The sequence below is a fragment of the Amycolatopsis jejuensis genome, assembly GCF_000717335.1.
Classification (GTDB): Bacteria; Actinomycetota; Actinomycetes; order Mycobacteriales; family Pseudonocardiaceae; genus Amycolatopsis; species Amycolatopsis jejuensis.
The window spans coordinates 1-205 of sequence record NZ_JNYZ01000136.1 but is presented as its reverse complement, the minus strand read 5'-3'; the positions used below and the strand labels follow the sequence as shown (position 1 = coordinate 205).

The 205-nt window shown below is 66.3% G+C and carries 1 protein-coding gene; it reads left to right on the top strand.

Features of this window, described 5'->3' with window-relative positions; translation table 11 throughout:
• Window positions 1–205: Fe-Mn family superoxide dismutase (locus OO71_RS46080; RefSeq protein ID WP_033296456.1), on the top strand; the 205-nt coding region annotated here is incomplete at both ends.

Genomic DNA, 205 nt, shown 5'->3' with positions numbered 1-205 from the left:
GGCGGGGGATTTCGGGTCGATCGTGGGCCTGGAGACGACGCTGGCGTTCAATCTGGCGGGGCATGCGAACCACGTGGTGTGGTGGAAGATCCTCTCGCCGGAGGGTGGGGACAAGCCGACGGGTGAGCTGGCGGCGGCGATCGATGAGGCGTTCGGGTCGTTCGATGCGTTCAAGGCGCAGTTCACGGCGGTGTCGACGACGATC